Consider the following 16,234-nt stretch of genomic DNA (forward strand, 5'->3'; position numbering starts at 1 on the left):
ATGACTGATCTGACTCAACAAGACTCAAAACAATACGGTCGTCCTGATGATGCAAAAATCATCCCATTTATGAAGATAGCAAAACCTGCTGCAATCTTCTCAATCTTGCTGACCATCGTAAGTATCTTTTTTATTGCGACGAAAGGTCTAAACCTCGGTTTAGACTTTACAGGCGGTGTATCAGCTGAGTTGAATTATGCTCAGGCAGTTCAACCTGCTCAAGTTTCACAAGCATTAGATCGTGCTGGATTTAAAGATGCTGTTGTACAAACTTTAGGAAGTAATACTGACCTAATTGTACGTATGCCAGTACAAGAAGATTTAAACGTAGCAGACCTAAGTGAAACGATTACTAAAGCAGTGCAGTTACCAAACAATGCTGCTGAAGTACATAAAGTTGATGCTGTAGGCGGTCAAGTCGGTAATGAGCTATACATTCGCTCTGCGGGTGCATTAGCGCTTGCGATGATTCTGATGTTGATCTACGTGACGATTCGCTTTGAATTCAAACTTGCGATGGGTGCTGTGTTATCGTTATTCCACGATATCATCATCATTATCGGTACATTTGCATTATTCCAATGGCAATTTGATCTAAGTGTACTTGCAGCGATTCTTGCGGTAATGGGTTTCTCACTTAACGATAACATCGTTGTCTCAGACCGTATTCGTGAAAATTTCCGTAAGATTCGCGGTGCGACACCACGTGAAATTGTTGATATCGCATTAACAGAAACTTTACGTCGTACCATTCATACCTCAATGACATTGTTACTTGTAGTTCTAGCAATGATGTTTGTTGGTGGTGATGGTCTGCATTTATTCTCTGTTGCCATGTTTGTCGGTGTATTCGTTGGTACCTATTCATCGATTTATATCGGAACAGCATTTGCATTATGGCGTGGTCTTAACCGTCAAGATTTTATTGTTCAAGTTAAACCTGAATTTGAAGAAGATCATATTCCTTAAAGTTTTCCACAAATACAGATTAAAAATGCCAGTGTTATCACTGGCATTTTTTGTAGGTGATCATTTTTAAATTAGTATTTAGTCATGTTGAATTACCTGAATATCAGGAAACTGGAAACCTCTACAAGAGAGTTCAGCTCGCCAAGCTATAGTCAATATAATTTTTTGATTCAACGAAAAGTTCTGATAACCAAATGTTCCAATTAAAGGATGTGAACACATCCCTCCCTGCTGTTCTGGATGTACATTTGTATTCAGAGTATTCAGATCCAAACGGATACCCAGACCCGAAGCTTTTAAAACAGCTTCTTTGGTCGTCCAAACTTTAAACCAGTACTCCCTATCTTCATCCAACTGTTGCCAAATTTCATATTCTTTGGGATGAAAAGCATGTTTAGCAAAAGCATCAAAACGCACTTTGCGTTCCAATTCCTCGAGATCAACACCAATATCCCGAATTCGATCACTTAGTCCTAACACATAGCTTTTTTTGCTATGTGAATGGTTAAAGTTGAGCATATGAGAAGTTAAATAAGGTTTACCATGCTCATGTTTGGCAAAATCTAAATCAGCAACATCACATCCGAGATGTTGTGATAGTAATTGATTACGAAACTGCTTGATCTGTTGTTTTTTATAGTCATTAAATGAGCGAAAATCAGAAAAATCGCTTTGCTGTAAATCTAAAATGTTATCTAGCGTTTGAACATGTAATTCAATCTTACGCTGAGTCATTGATCATGTCCTTATAGATAAAAAAACCCAAATTAAAATTTGGGTTTTGATGACACTCAAAAAATTATCGCTTAAATTTCTTTTCAGCCTTTTTGAATTTCTGAATATAACGACGCTTACGTGCTGCAACGCGCTCATCCACTTGAGACTTACGCCCTTCGAATGGATTTTCAGAAGTTTTAAAATCGATTTTTACAGGGGTACCTTCCAGTTTATAAACCTTACGAAACACGTTTTCTAAATAGCGACGGTAATCCGCAGGTGTCTTATCCACTTTATTCCCGTGAATCACAATCGTTGGTGGATTTTGTCCCCCCATATGCGCATAACGCATTTTGATACGACGACCACCAATTGAAGGTGGCTGATGTGCTTCAGTCGCATCATTTAGAATTTGCGTTAATTTTGCTGGTGATACTTTCAGATTTGAAGATTCATAGGCACGATGAATAGATGGGTATAATTCGCCCACACCTGTACCGTGTAAAGCTGAGATCAAATGAATCTTTGCCCAAGGAATGAAATCGAAACGACGTTCAACATCGAGTTTACATTGCTTACGATCGTACTCGGTCATGTTGTCCCATTTATTGATGGCAATCACCATCGCACGACCCGCTTCAAGCGCATAACCAATCAAATGTAAATCTTGTTCAACGATCCCTTCACGAGCATCAACTACAACGACAACTACATGTGCATCTTTCATCGCTTGCAAAGTCTTTACGATTGAGAATTTCTCAATCATTTCATCAACCTTACCTTTACGACGCACCCCTGCAGTATCAATCAACGTATATTGACGACCATCTCGTTCAAATGGGATATAAATCGAGTCACGTGTCGTACCTGGTTGGTCAAATGCAACTACACGTTCTTCACCAAGTAAGCGGTTGACCAATGTTGATTTACCAACGTTAGGACGACCAATAATGGCTAAACGTAAACCCGTGTTTTTATTATGCTCTTCTGGATTCTCATCTTCAGGTACTTCAGCTAATACCTCTTCAAGCATTTGCTGAACACCACGACCATGACTCGCAGCAACTTGCATCGGTTCACCCATACCGAGCTTATAAAACTCAACAAGGGCTGCTTCAGCATGTACACCATCAACTTTGTTAGCAACTAAGTAAACTTTTTTACCCAATGTACGTAGTTCACGGGCAATTTGCTCATCTGATGCTAAAAGTCCAGCACGTGCATCAACTACAAAGATAATAATATCAGCTTCATGGATCGCAGTTTTTGACTGCTCCGCCATGTAAGAGTCAATACCACCCTCATTTTCACCGATACCACCTGTATCAACCACAATAAAGGATTTGTTTTGATAAACCGCGTCACCATATTTGCGGTCACGAGTTAAACCAGCGAAGTCAGCAACCAAAGCATCACGGCTTTTTGTGATTTGGTTAAATAGCGTTGATTTTCCGACGTTTGGACGACCAATGAGCGCAATAACGGGTTTCATAAATTAACCTTAATTCAGACGAGCCATCGTTGATGACAGCATTCTAGAAACAGTATGGAAGATTTTGGTGATTTAAAAAATCACAATAAAAATTCGGGGTTTTGTATACACAAATACCCCGATCATTCTTTTATTAGCAACTGCTAATTAAGCATTTTAACACAAGCGTAGGAAAAATTAACGATTCTGCCAAATGCTTAATGCACCTTTTCGTGTTGCCACATAAAGTTGGTCATTGATGACACGTAAGGACTGCACTTCACCGCTGGTTTTTGCACGCCCAACTAGTTTACCTGACGCTGGATCAATCAAATGCAAAACACCATCTAGATCACCAACCACAAGGTTTTGACCAAGTACAACTGGGTTACTCAGTTGGCGATTCAGTAATTCTTCATTTTGCCAAACCAACTCACCTGTCGCTAAATTGTAAGCATTTAATTTGCCATCAACAGTTGAGATGAAAACTTTATCTTCTGCGACTTCAGGGCGATTGGTACTACTTGCATCCTCGCTCCAGACCACACGTTGTGTCGCTAAGTCAGTGACAGTGACTTGACCTTGGAAGCTTGTTGTAACCAAATATTGACCAGCAACAACAGGATCACCAACAATGTCGATCAAACGCTGGATGTCTGAACGCCCTTCACTGATTGCAACACGGCGTTGGAAACGTGGAACTCCACTAATTACATCCAAGCCATAAACATAAGCATTTGCAGAAGCGACTAAAACTGTTCGCTCATCTAATGCCACTGGTGCTGGTTGACCACGCAAACTGAATTGAACATTTGGTAATTTATAGGCCCAAACTTGCTGCCCTGTAACTGCATCATGAGCAAAAACAGTACCGTCATTTGCAATCGTAATCACACGCCCTGATTGGATTAATGATGGAGATAAAATGGCACCAGACAATTGCGCTGTCCATTTTTGTTCGCCAGTCATTTGATCAATAGCAAATAATTGACCTTTTCGGTTGCCGATAATCACGATGCCTTCAGCAGCTTCCACGCCAGCAGTTAGCTCTTGTTTGGTAATTTTACTTTTCCAAAGTCGATCTTTACCTTTGTAAGCAGAAACCTGACCGTCTGGATCAATCGCAAAAATCACACCGTTATCTGTGTCCAATTGCAAACGTAATGCTTCAGCAGCATTCGTTGAAGAAACACTTTGCGAAAATACAAGGTTAAGACTTTGTTGTTGCTGTATTTTTGGCAAAGGATTCGGTTTTGCTTCTTTAACTTTGTTGCTCGAACATCCAACCAACAAGGCTGAAGCAACTGCAATTGCCAAAGGGAGTTTTAGTATATTCTGCATTAAGACTCATCCACTTTAGTATCTAAGATTGGGCGTTCAAAATCAGGATCATCTACTAAAACGCCAACACTTTCGAGTTTAATTTGTAAAAGCTGACGTTCTTGCTTACGTTCAAGTACATTATTCCATGCACTTTGATACGCCTTACGTGCAGATTCAACATCTTTTTTAGCAACATAAATATCGCCACGCAACTCATCTACTGTTGCTTTAAAAGCAGGTTCAGAAACATTAGATAAGGTTTTTAGAGCCTCATCATATTTTTTCTGTGCCAATTGCGAATCAGCTAAACGTATTTTCACAATTTGCATTAAACCTGCGTCTTTAACTTTTGAGTTTTCGACTTTCTTTAATGCTTTTTCAGCTGCAGCATAATCTTGTTTTTCATATGCTAGCTTAGCCAAAATGAATTGCGTCTGAATTGCTTGCACTGAATCAGCATCATCTTTCACAATCTTATCAGCAGCTTCTGATACCGTCGCAAAAGCATTGGGTTGACCCGCAACCGCTTTAGCTTCGTCCATGAGCTTTTGGACTTTAGCTGTTTGATTCTGTGATTCAGCCAAATTCTTCTTTTGCCAATATTCCCAACCAAAAAAGGCAATCAAGGCAATGAGAATTCCGCTAATCATGGCAGAACCATATTTTTTGGCAAACGACTTTAAACTGTCGAGTTGTTCTTCATCACTTAAGCTCATGTGATTGTCCTTTTCCTAAATATTGTGCAATTTATTGTTTAAATTTTTCGAGCAAAAATGCTGTCAATTCAGTAACCGCAACCTGAGATTGTTCCCCTGTCGCAAGCTCTTTAACCAGAAGCTGTTGTGATTCCCACTCACGCTCACCTAAAATCACCGCATAGATCGCGCCAGATTGATCCGCTTTTTTCATTTGGCTCTTCATGCTGCCCTGAGAACCCGTTTTGAAACGAATCGAACTGTTGACTGCCTCTAACTGATCACGGACTTGTTCAGCCAATACCAATGCTTTCGCTTGGTAAGCAGGCTCAGCCAATAAGAACACTTCACAATCACGAACTGGTTTAGCTTGTTCAACTTGCTCAAGCAAAAGCAGCAAACGCTCCATTCCCATCGCAAAGCCGACTGCAGGAACCGATTGATCTGCTTTACCTTTGAGTTGTCCAACTAGACCATCATAACGACCACCAGCACATACTGTACCTTGTGAACCCAACATGGTTGTTGTCCATTCAAATACAGTTTTGTTGTAGTAGTCTAAACCACGTACTAACTTTTGATTAATAACAAACTGAATGCCAGCATCTGTTAAATATTGCTGTAATTGGTTGAAATGGTTTAATGAGTCTTCTTTCAAGAAATCATGTAGCTTCGGTGCATTTTCTAGAATTTTTTGTGTCGACTCAATTTTAGAATCTAGGATACGAAGCGGATTCGTAGTCAAACGACGCTGTGAATCCTCATCTAATGCATCTTTATGCTCATTGAGAAAGGCAACCAATGCATTACGATATTCTGTACGCTCATCAGTTTCACCTAAAGTGTTTAACTCAAGTTGAACTTTATCCGCGACACCCATACGCTTCCACAAACGCGCCGTCATAAGGATGATTTCAGCATCAATATCTGGTGTTGCTACACCAAAAGTTTCGACACCAAATTGGTGGAACTGACGGTAGCGACCTTTTTGTGGTTTTTCATAACGGAACATTGGACCGACATACCATACACGTGGAGTTGCCCCACGAAGTAAGTTATGTTCCAACATTGCACGCACACAACCTGCAGTACCTTCAGGACGTAAGGTTAATGATTCAGGTGGATTACCTTTATCAAAAAAGGTATACATTTCTTTTTCAACGATATCCGTTGCATCGCCAATCGCGCGCTTAAATAAACCAGTTTGCTCGACAATAGGTAAACGAATTTGCTGATAACCGTAAGCATCCATCAAAGATGCAAGTTGTTGTTCCAGACTTCTCCATGCCGCAGTTTGCGATGGAAGGGTGTCATTAAAACCTTTTATAGCGACAATTGAACTCATGATGAACTACGAATAATTTCTTTAGATTTTGCTTCTTCAAGCTCTTGAACACGTTGACGAACCATCGACTCGATTTCATCAACCAATTGATTTGTATCAATCAAATGGCTTTTTTCACCATTGCGATAAACAAGTGAACGCGGCGACGCACCAACGACACCAATATCAGCTTCTTTAGCTTCCCCTGGTCCGTTGACTTTACAACCAATCACAGAGACATCCATTGGTGTGCGGATATCTTCCAAACGCTCTTCCAATGCTTGCATCACTTGAATAACATTAAATTCTTGACGTGAACAACTTGGACACGCAATGAAATTAATGCCATTCGAACGTAAACCTAATGATTTTAAAATATCAAAACCAATTTTAATTTCATCTTCTGGTTCAGCAGCTAGCGAGATACGCATGGTATCGCCGATGCCTTCCATCAGTAACCCACCAAGTGCAATTGCTGATTTCACCGTTCCAGTACGATAGATGCCTGCCTCAGTCACACCGAGATGCAGAGGATTATCAATCTGTTGTGATAATAAACGGTAAGCATCCATAGTTAAAAATACATTCGATGCTTTTACACTAACCTTAAATTCATGAAAGTCTAAACGATCTAAGATATCAATATGACGCATCGCTGACTCAAGCAATGCCTGACCCGTTGGTTCACCATATTTGACTTGCAGATCTTTCTCTAAAGAACCTGCATTCACCCCGATACGAATTGAAATGCCATGATGTTTTGCAGCAGCAACGACTTCACGCACTTTTTGATCTGAGCCAATATTACCTGGATTGATACGAAGACAATCTGCCCCGTAATCTGCGACAGCCAAAGCAATACGATGGTCAAAATGAATATCAGCAACTAAAGGAACCGAAACGCGTTTTCTAATCGCACCGAAAGCTTCAGCAGCCTCCATAGATGGCACTGAAACACGCATGATATCGGCACCTGCATCTACACAACGCTGAATTTGTGCAACTGTGGCATCGACATCACAAGTTTCTGTATTTGTCATACTTTGAACACTGATCGGCGCATCACCACCGACATACACCGAACCAACACGAATTTTTCGTGTCGGGCGGCGCTTAATTGGGTTCACGATCATCGTATAGCTCTACTCTAATTGGCATTAACGAGACAAACGGAATTCTGCTTTTCCATTAACGGTGTATGGAGATAAGGAGATTTGCTCTTGGTTTAAACTCAATGACACAGCAGTTGCATCATCCAAACGTATTTGGAATGGTGACTCACCACTGAGTGTCAATGTAGATGATTGACGACCTGTTGCCAATACTTTACCAGTCGCATCAACAATATGAACTGATGTTGGACGACTAAAACCAAGCACCAACTGATCACCTGATGTAGTTACGGTATTGCCCATTGGAAGAATTTCGACATCTGAATTCGTCACTTTAGGTACATCAACTTCATCTTTTTGACTTGAGGTCCAGTTCTGTACAGCCATTACAGCTAACCACCCCAAAACAAGTACAGCAACTAAAATCGATAAACGTTTTAGCCATTTACGATTACGTACACTTTTAGAGCCTGAAAGTTTCCCCATAATTTTAATTGGAGAGTTATTCAAAGCGTGATTTGCTTTTAAGCCGGTATCGTTTGCGTAGATTTCATCAAAGCGTTGAATGATCGCACTCGCATCTGCATTTAAGCATTTGGCATACGCACGATAGTAACCTTTGATGAAAGTTGCTTCTGGCAATGATTTATAATCATCTTGCTCTAATGCCGTTAACGTTTTAACAGGCATATTCAAAACGTTTGCAATCTCTTCAAGTTCTTTCTTTTGTGCAATACGAATTTGACGCAAATACTCACCTGGTCGTTGAATATTTCCTAACGTAGACGAAAGTGAGGTTGAGCCAGTTGGCTGATGTGAATTTGGATTTATTTCCATACGGCCTCAGTACTGTACTGTAATTGCAAATAACGTTGATATTCTGGACTATCAGGAAATAAAGCACGCATTTGATTCACTAATACTTGCATTCCTAATTGATCCGCATTCGCTCGAGCAATGCGTATACCGATCCAAAGTGCACGAGCACCTTGATTTTTCTGCCCGACATTACGAACGTATTGTTCATAAAGTTGCGATGCATCTCTATTATTTTGTTGCAAATAGAAAATTTCGGACAACTCTAACATTGAAATTGTCGAATTTCGATTTGCTTGTAAGGCTTGCTTGAATGATTTTTCAGCATTCGCAACATCACCCAGTTTTAAATAGATTCGACCCAAGTTTTCCAACGATTGGTAACGCTGTTCGTAACCTAACGTCGCACCTGCAACGGTAAATTGCTCAATCGCCTCATTATAACGTTGCATTTGATACAAATATGTACCGTAATTATTACGAGCTTGGGCATTATCGGGTTCTGAAGAGATTGCTCGCTTAAAATAAGCTTCTGCTTTCTCCATGTTTGGTTTGCTGCCTTCTTGTTGCAACAAAACACCCATCATCATATTGGCAGTAGCATCACGTGGATCAATTTTTAAAGCTTGATCAAGGGAGCGTTTCGCTGAATCCAAATCACGTGTTCGAATATATTCAGCAGCGAGTTGAGTTCGGACTTGTACTGCCTTTTCTGGATCTTTTCTTAACGTTGTTGATTGGCAGGCAGTCAAACCTAATACAGTAAACACAACAGTAGTAGCTAAAATCGTTTTTAGTCGAGTTGTATTCAACGCTTTTCCCCTAAGATTATCCTTGTGTGCGCAATATTTCTTGTCGTTGCGCCACTTTCTTTTTCCATTGTTCTGCACGGCGAGTTCGGTCTGCAACTTGCCCAACCAATTGACCACATGCTGCATCAATATCATCACCACGTGTCTGACGAATCGTACACACAAATCCTGCATCAGACAAAGTTTTTTGGAATGCAATAATACGATTTCTGCTTGAACGACCGTATGGCGCATGCGGAAATGGATTAAATGGAATCAGGTTGATTTTACTTGGTAGATTTTTTAATAATTTTAATAATTGTTGAGCATGCTCAGGCTGATCATTGACACCTTCAAGCATGACATATTCAATCGTGACATGACGACGTGCGCTTTCATTACCATCTTTGGCTAAATAGCGCTGACAAGCAGCGATTAACTGTGCTAATGGGTATTTTTTATTAATTGGTACTAACTCATTACGCAACTCATCATTTGGTGCATGTAAAGAAATTGCCAAAGCAACATCAATATCTTGTGCGAGTTGGTCAATCTTCGGTACAACCCCAGAGGTCGATAAAGTTACACGGCGTTTAGACATACCATAAGCGAAATCATCTAGCATTAACTGCATAGAACTCAACACCGCATCATAATTGAGTAATGGTTCACCCATACCCATCATTACGACATTAGTTACAGTTCTTTCACGCTCAGCAACAGGTACATCTTCCATATAAGAATAATTTGCCATCCAAAGCTGACCAATAATTTCAGCAGGTGTTAAGTCACGTTGGAAACCTTGTTTACCCGTTGAACAGAATGAACAATCAAGCGCACATCCAACTTGAGATGAAATACAAAGTGTTTTACGCGCACCCGTTTTGTCTTCTGCTGGAATAAGTACAGTCTCAACTAAAGACCCCTCACCATCTCCTACACGGAAAACCCACTTACGAGTGCCATCTTTAGAATAATTACGGTGTACAACTTCAGGAGCTTTGATTTCACAAATTTTTTCTAATTTTTCGCGAAGTTTGCCTGAGATATTGGTCATCTCAGCAAAATCAGTAACAAAATATTGATGAATCCATTTCATCACTTGACCAGCGCGAAACTTCTTTTCACCTAATTCTTCAAAAAAGGTCTCTAATTCTGTACGTGACATGCCAAGTAAATTTACTTTTTTATCGGCAGCTTGGACGACAGATGTAGAAACAGACTGTTGTTTTTCATCCAAATTTTCTGATGAAACGACCACTGCAGAACTCATGTATATTTACCTAAACGATATCAGCACTAGAAAATATTGTGCATTATCCACACAATTCAATCTATAAAAAACAAAAAACCAGATAAGTAGTATACCACTTATCTGGCTTGAATACTTTGGATTAACGAGTGCGTGGGCAAATCTCGTTATCAGCAAAGAAGTAAGCGATTTCACGCTCAGCAGAAGCTACTGAGTCAGAACCGTGAGCAGCATTTTCATCAATGCTTACAGCGAAGTCAGCACGAATCGTACCTGGAGCAGCTTCTTTAGGGTTTGTAGCACCTAAGATTTCGCGGTGAGCAAGAACTGCATTTTCACCTTCAAGAACTGATACAACTACTGGACCAGAAGTCATGAAAGCAACTAAATCACCAAAGAAACCACGTTCTTTGTGCTCTGCATAAAAACCTTCAGCATCAGCTTGAGAAAGGTGTTTCATTTTAGTCGCAACGATTTTCAAACCCGCTTTTTCGAAACGAGCAAAAATGTCACCGATGTGGTTTTTAGAAACTGCATCTGGTTTTACGATAGATAAAGTACGTTCAATCGCCATGATTGACTCCTATTATGTGTAAACTAAAAAATTTGCCGCATTATACCGATGTAATCGTTAATAATCAGCTTGAATATCTAAAAGTTCTGAGATTTCTGATAAATTTTTAACGAACTTCGTCTAACCAAGCCATTTGAATGGCTTCAAGCAAACCTTCTGTCGACTTATTTGGATCATCGCTAAAGTCTGGTAATGCGCAAACCCATGCATGTAAATCAGTAAAACGAATCCATTGTGGATCCACATCTGGATGTGCTTCAGTGAGTTCAATCGCAATATCAATCGTATCTGTCCAACGTAAACCCATGAGTTAACCTAATAGAATGTGATTATTGAACGTACTTTAACAAATGATGTGTTTTAAGAGATAGTGATGACCATCAAAAACATCACAAAATCACGTTAAAACTTGGCGCGAGTAAGATAATGGTGCTGGCTACTGATGCACCAATTATCGCACCAACAATCACATCACTCGGATAATGCAGACCAAGCACCATACGAGATAAAGCGACCAGTATGGTAAACGGCAACATCAGAATGAGTAAAAGTGGTTGTATATAACCTAATGTGATTGTCACCATCGCTGCGTGCAAAGTGTGCCCCGAAGGAAAGCTAAAATGATCTAAAGGTCGCTCACCTAGTACAATCACCTGATGCACTTGATAAGGTCGAGGACGGGTCGTTTTATTTTTCAATAATTTATAAATGAGTGTCCCTATAGAACCCATCACAATGAGATAGAGTATATTCAGACCGTATGCCAAACCCTGTATTGTCCAAACAGACAACAACATGACATACCAAAATGGTCCATCTCCCAAACGACTAATCGTTTTAAAAAATAGTGCAATACGTTGTGACTGTGATAGATGGTTAAGGTAAACACAGCCTTTTAAATCGAGATCGAGCATTTTTATTTTTGCATTTTCAAATTTCATATTTTTTCTCCTCTTAATGAGAATTGCTTAGGTCACGGTCATGGGAGACTCCTTTGCGACCTGATACAGTGCTTGTTCTAATTGTTGTACGGGATACTGCCAGCTATTCGACTGAACGCTTTCACTCGCCAGTTGCCCCATTGCTCTCAATTGCGTTATCGCAGGTAAATTACAGATTAATTCAACAAATTCAGTTGTGTTACCCAAAGGTGTTAGCCACCCAGTCTGACCATGTTTGACGTGCTGATGAGCACAAACATAATCATAAGCAACAACGGCTAGACCACTTGCTATCGCTTCTAAAACTACATTCCCAAAGGTATCCGCCTGACTTGCAAAAGTAAAAACGTCCGCACTCGCGTAAGCAGCAGCAAGATCTTGTCCACTCAAATTGCCAGTAAAAATAATATCTTTTGAGTTCGCTAATTTTGTTAGACGGACACGATCAGGACCATCTCCAACGACCACGAACTTAATATTGTGACCTTGATGAGCTTGTAATGCATGAAAGCTCTTAATGAGAACATCTACTTCTTTTTCTGGAGATAAACGACCCACATATAGCATCACGCGAGTATCTGTATCAGCCCCCCAACTTAGACGTAGTTTTTGAGAGCGATGCTTGGGTGAAAATTTTTCTACATCCACTCCACGACCAACCACGACCAACGGACATGTCACACCAAAACTACGTAATGCTTGTTCAGTAAATTGGCTAGGGACACAGGTTACGTCAGTACTGTTATGAAACCATGTTAGATATCGCTGGATGGGTTTGACTAAAAAAGCCAAATCAAAAAAACGACTAAAATCATGGAAAGCTGAATGAAATCCACTTGAGACTGCAATTTTTTTACTTTTCGCAGCTTGTAAGGCTGTTAAACCTAATGGCCCCTCTGTCACGATATGCACAACATCTGGCGCGAAATTTTCAAAAGCTTTGGAAACTTTAAGATATTGTGGCCAACCGAACTGAACACTTGGGTATTTGGGTACAGGTTGTGACAGCACTAAACACTCTTGATCAGGGTGAAATTCTGTACATACTTCTTTTTGGATCGGGCGTACCAATAAAATTTTATGCCCTAATCTTTGTAATCCTTGACACAATTGCATCATCGACATCGCGACACCATTAATTTCTGGTGGCCAAGTTTCAGTAACAATTGCGATTCTTAAACGTGGGCGAACTAAATCTCGAAGTTCAGACAATTCATCTTGTTTGTTTTTAAGTTGCTTCCTTTTAAAGTAAAACTTAAAGCTTTCAGGAAACTGTTCTTGCTCTAAAAGAGATGTCGCGTATGTACTTTGCATATCGCCATCCATTTGTGTCGTTATTTTCATGCTTTAAAGCTTATAAATATTTTTTGACACTTTAATGATCAGGATATGACAGTTTTTTGACAAGCTATAACAACAAATGCCCAATATCGGATAAATACTGGGCATTTTATAAAATATAGAAAAACTATTGTATTGGATTATCTATCGCAAAGATCTGCTGATCTTCTAAACGATATGCAAGCAACTGCTGCCCCCAAACACAACCACCATCTACATTCTGAATGTTGGCGTTAATTGTTTTTCCCTGTAAAGCTGCCCAATGCCCAAAAATAATATGGTGTGTTTTCGCAGCCAAACTATCATATTCAAACCAAGGCTTAAACCCTTCAGGCATTGTAGCATCTAAAGCATCTTTAAATTTAAACTCTAAACGTCCATCAATATCCGTTAAACGCATACGAGTCAGATAATTGGTAATACATCGTAAACGCTCAGCACCTGATAATTCATCAGTCCACAAATCAGGTTGCTCTCCATACATTTCCCGCAGAAAAGCATCCAAAACGCTCAGATCTTCATGTCCGACAGCGTGTTGCACCTCTTGAGCAAGCTCCACGGTTTTTTCAGCTGACCAAATATGGGGAATCCCAGCATGGGTAATAAGCGTAGTGTCATTTGGCGACAAACTTAATGGCTGTTTACGCAACCAATCGATGAGTTCATCACCATCAATTGCATCAATTACATCTTGAGTCCGATCTTTGTCTTTGATTTTCTTAAACCCACGTGCACAGGCAATCAAGGTCAGATCATGATTGCCTAATACAGTAGCAGCAGCACCACGATCAGCAAGTTTTTTGACGAAACGCAATACACCGACCGAGTTTTCACCACGCGCGACCAAATCACCAGCGAACCAAAGAAAATCCTGATCAGGATCGAAACGGATCTCTTTTAAAAGTGCTTTTAATGCTTCAAAACAACCCTGCACATCACCAATCACATAGTTATAGCGTTTAGACATCAAGACACCATTTGGTCAGATAAAGCCACAAAGTCAGCCAAACTTAATGTTTCAGGACGAGCCATCGGATCTACACCAGCTTTCTCAAAGCCGTCTTCAGCCAACATACCTTTCAAACTATTACGCAATGTTTTACGACGTTGTGTAAAGACGTGCCCAACTAAGCGAGCCAAAGCTTTTTCATTTTTTGCAATAATTGGCTTCGTCTCATAAGGCTCCAAACGAAACACGGCTGAAGTCACTTTAGGTGGTGGGTTAAAGGAACCTGGTGGCACTTCAAATAAGAACGTTGGTTTACAGTAATACTGAATCATTAAAGATAAACGTCCATATTCTTTGGTGTTTGGTTCGGCAGTAATACGATCCACTACTTCTTTCTGCAGCATAAAATGCATGTCTTTGACTTTATCGCCAAACTCTAAAAGATGAAAAAGCAATGGCGTTGAAATATTGTACGGCAAGTTCCCTACTATGCGGAGCGGACGCCCTTCTTGGAATAATTGGGTAAAGTCATATTTCAAAGCATCTGCTTCAACAATAGTGAGTCGCTCAGGATGTGGTACTCGACCAGGTAAACCTGCTGCCAAATCTCGGTCAAGTTCGACTACGGTTAAAGCATCGCACTCACCGATCAATGGAGAAGTTAAAGCCGCTAAACCTGGACCAATTTCAACTATATTGTCGCCCGCACGAGGATTCACTGAGCGTACAATTTTGGCAATCACACGTTGATCATGTAAAAAGTTTTGACCAAAACGTTTTCGAGCCTGATGCCCTTCATCTTTAGGGTTTAGGGCATTAATTTGATACATAATAATTCCAATGCGAATAATTGGCTCGTTAATCAATCACGAGCGAGATCAAGTGCTAAATCAACTGCGACATGCAAGCTAGACGCTTTTGCTTGCCCAGTACCAGCAAGAGAAAGTGCTGTACCATGATCAACCGAAGTTCGAATAAATGGCAAGCCTAAAGTAATATTGACTGCTTCACCAAAGCCCTGTGATTTTAGCACAGGTAAACCTTGATCGTGATACATGGCTAAAACTGCATCCGCATCTTTTAAATTTTCAGAGGTAAACAAAGTATCTGCTGGTAAGCTCAGACTCATTTGGACACCTTGAACACGATACTCTTCCAAAACAGGATTGATCACATCAATCTCTTCACGTCCTAAATAACCATCTTCACCTGCATGAGGATTCAACCCGCATACCAAAATACGTGGTTGGTTAATTTTAAATTTTGTTTTTAAATCATGAATCAAAATATCAATGACTTGATGCAATCGCTCTTGAGTAATGGCGTCTGGAACATCACGTAATGGTAAATGCGTTGTCGCCAATGCTACACGTAAGGTTTTAGTTGCTAACATCATCACAACACGATCAACGTGAGCAAACTCTTGGTAATATTCAGTATGTCCACTAAAGACAATGCCTGCATCATTGATAATCGACTTTTGTACAGGAGCTGTCGCAACACCTACGCTTTTTCCAGACAACGCATAATCAGCTGAACGATGAAGTTGTTCTAATACATAAGAAGCATTCTCGGCATCTAAACAGCCTAAAATGACAGGTTTAGCAAGAGCAATATGCTCGACGTATAATTGACCATTCAAACTCGGTTCAGTCTGACCTGAGTATAGAACTAATTCAACCTCAAGCCCGAGTTGTTCTATCCGCTGTTTCAACATATCTATATCAGCTAAAACGACAACGGGACGCAAATCTTGTCTATTTGCCAAATTAAGACAAATATCAGGACCGATGCCAGCTGGCTCACCTGACGTGACATATAACGGCAGCATCTTACAGACCTAACTTGATTTCAATGCTAACTATTATATACCGCTATTAAATTTTGATTGAGTGCATTTGCTTTATTTTTGGTACTCAGTGAAATATCAAAAATAATTTGAGCAAAATTTTAAAAAGT

17 protein-coding genes are annotated in these 16,234 nt (G+C 40.1%); 1 reads left to right on the forward strand and 16 read right to left on the reverse strand.

The window, feature by feature from the left end:
* On the forward strand, positions 1-969 hold the full coding sequence (gene secF / locus R2H34_RS13770) for a protein translocase subunit SecF (RefSeq protein WP_004908975.1): 969 nt from the start codon (positions 1-3) through the stop codon (positions 967-969).
* A gap of 78 nt (positions 970-1,047) precedes the next feature.
* On the opposite strand, the gene R2H34_RS13775 is transcribed toward secF, so the two are convergent.
* From R2H34_RS13775 to pdxA, 16 genes are all read right to left on the reverse strand, one after another.
* A complete protein-coding gene (locus R2H34_RS13775) occupies positions 1,048-1,704 on the reverse strand; it encodes a 4'-phosphopantetheinyl transferase family protein (RefSeq protein WP_126132314.1) in 657 nt (218 codons plus the stop codon).
* A 64-nt stretch (positions 1,705-1,768) separates the two neighbouring features.
* Positions 1,769-3,178 (reverse strand): ribosome biogenesis GTPase Der, encoded by a 1,410-nt coding sequence (gene der / locus R2H34_RS13780; RefSeq protein ID WP_004908978.1) that lies wholly within the window; start codon positions 3,176-3,178, stop codon positions 1,769-1,771.
* Between the two features lie 177 nt (positions 3,179-3,355).
* Entirely contained in the window at positions 3,356-4,498 is a 1,143-nt protein-coding gene (bamB, locus tag R2H34_RS13785) for an outer membrane protein assembly factor BamB (RefSeq protein ID WP_099949197.1), read from the reverse strand.
* Entirely contained in the window at positions 4,498-5,196 is a 699-nt protein-coding gene (locus R2H34_RS13790) for a YfgM family protein (protein ID WP_004950316.1), read from the reverse strand. Before R2H34_RS13790 ends, bamB begins: the two co-directional genes overlap by 1 nt.
* Positions 5,197-5,227: 31 nt before the next feature.
* A complete protein-coding gene (gene hisS, locus R2H34_RS13795) occupies positions 5,228-6,520 on the reverse strand; it encodes a histidine--tRNA ligase (RefSeq protein ID WP_039047056.1) in 1,293 nt (430 codons plus the stop codon).
* On the reverse strand, positions 6,517-7,632 hold the full coding sequence (gene ispG, locus R2H34_RS13800) for a flavodoxin-dependent (E)-4-hydroxy-3-methylbut-2-enyl-diphosphate synthase (RefSeq protein WP_004908985.1): 1,116 nt from the start codon (positions 7,630-7,632) through the stop codon (positions 6,517-6,519). Before ispG ends, hisS begins: the two co-directional genes overlap by 4 nt.
* A 24-nt stretch (positions 7,633-7,656) precedes the next feature.
* Positions 7,657-8,448: a helix-turn-helix domain-containing protein gene (locus R2H34_RS13805; RefSeq protein ID WP_042891256.1), complete on the reverse strand. Its 792-nt coding sequence runs from the start codon at positions 8,446-8,448 to the stop codon at positions 7,657-7,659.
* On the reverse strand, positions 8,439-9,239 hold the full coding sequence (pilW, locus tag R2H34_RS13810; protein ID WP_004908991.1) for a type IV pilus biogenesis/stability protein PilW: 801 nt from the start codon (positions 9,237-9,239) through the stop codon (positions 8,439-8,441). The genes R2H34_RS13805 and pilW overlap by 10 nt, the downstream gene beginning before the upstream one ends.
* A gap of 16 nt (positions 9,240-9,255) precedes the next feature.
* Positions 9,256-10,491 (reverse strand): 23S rRNA (adenine(2503)-C(2))-methyltransferase RlmN, encoded by a 1,236-nt coding sequence (gene rlmN, locus R2H34_RS13815; RefSeq protein WP_042891255.1) that lies wholly within the window; start codon positions 10,489-10,491, stop codon positions 9,256-9,258.
* 121 nt (positions 10,492-10,612) lie between these two features.
* Positions 10,613-11,044: a nucleoside-diphosphate kinase gene (ndk, locus tag R2H34_RS13820; RefSeq protein WP_003654870.1), complete on the reverse strand. Its 432-nt coding sequence runs from the start codon at positions 11,042-11,044 to the stop codon at positions 10,613-10,615.
* Between the two features lie 106 nt (positions 11,045-11,150).
* Entirely contained in the window at positions 11,151-11,351 is a 201-nt protein-coding gene (gene iscX, locus R2H34_RS13825; protein WP_004652532.1) for a Fe-S cluster assembly protein IscX, read from the reverse strand.
* An 82-nt stretch (positions 11,352-11,433) separates the two neighbouring features.
* Complete coding sequence (locus R2H34_RS13830; protein WP_151690576.1) at positions 11,434-11,985, reverse strand: phosphatase PAP2 family protein; 552 nt, start codon at positions 11,983-11,985, stop codon at positions 11,434-11,436.
* Between the two features lie 27 nt (positions 11,986-12,012).
* Complete coding sequence (locus tag R2H34_RS13835) at positions 12,013-13,329, reverse strand: glycosyltransferase family 4 protein (protein WP_171493065.1); 1,317 nt, start codon at positions 13,327-13,329, stop codon at positions 12,013-12,015.
* Between the two features lie 124 nt (positions 13,330-13,453).
* On the reverse strand, positions 13,454-14,293 hold the full coding sequence (locus R2H34_RS13840) for a symmetrical bis(5'-nucleosyl)-tetraphosphatase (RefSeq protein ID WP_318342311.1): 840 nt from the start codon (positions 14,291-14,293) through the stop codon (positions 13,454-13,456).
* Positions 14,293-15,105 carry a 16S rRNA (adenine(1518)-N(6)/adenine(1519)-N(6))-dimethyltransferase RsmA gene (gene rsmA, locus R2H34_RS13845; protein WP_004909004.1) on the reverse strand — a complete coding sequence of 271 codons (813 nt, stop codon included), beginning with the start codon at positions 15,103-15,105 and terminating at the stop codon, positions 14,293-14,295. The genes R2H34_RS13840 and rsmA overlap by 1 nt, the downstream gene beginning before the upstream one ends.
* A gap of 32 nt (positions 15,106-15,137) precedes the next feature.
* Positions 15,138-16,106, reverse strand: a complete 969-nt coding sequence (pdxA, locus tag R2H34_RS13850; RefSeq protein ID WP_004909007.1) for a 4-hydroxythreonine-4-phosphate dehydrogenase PdxA — start codon at positions 16,104-16,106, stop codon at positions 15,138-15,140.
* Positions 16,107-16,234: the final 128 nt, after the last annotated feature.

Origin of the sequence: Acinetobacter sp. 16 (genome assembly GCF_033439925.1) — a bacterium.
GTDB lineage: Bacteria > Pseudomonadota > Gammaproteobacteria > Pseudomonadales > Moraxellaceae > Acinetobacter > Acinetobacter junii.